The organism is Parachitinimonas caeni (assembly GCF_030129945.1).
Classification (GTDB): domain Bacteria; phylum Pseudomonadota; class Gammaproteobacteria; order Burkholderiales; family Chitinimonadaceae; genus Parachitinimonas; species Parachitinimonas caeni.
The window spans coordinates 1-318 of record NZ_JARRAF010000236.1 but is presented as its reverse complement, the minus strand read 5'-3'; the positions used below and the strand labels follow the sequence as shown (position 1 = coordinate 318).

Here is a 318-nt window from a genome sequence, read left to right as displayed (position 1 = left end):
AGAACCGTCGCAGCCTGACCCGCTACAACGCCCTTGGTCAGGTGATTGCCGAACTCAGTGGCGAAGGCGCCGCACTGGCGCTGGCCAGCAGCGATGCCACTGCCATCGAGGCGATCTGGACCAAGTACGGCACCCGCTACCAATACGATGCCGCCGGCCGCCGTACCGCCGCCCTCAGCCAGAACCCGGATGACGGCAGCAGCCTGCGCACCCTGTTCTACTACGACACCGCTGGCCGCCTGCTCTACACCATCAACCCGCTGGGCGAAGCCTCGGGGGTGGCTTACAACACGCTGGGCCAGGTTTCCGACAGCCGCA

At 66.4% G+C, this 318-nt stretch carries 1 protein-coding gene; it reads left to right on the top strand.

The window, feature by feature from the left end:
• Window positions 1-318: hypothetical protein (locus tag PZA18_RS24480; RefSeq protein ID WP_284103492.1), on the top strand; the 318-nt coding region annotated here is incomplete at both ends.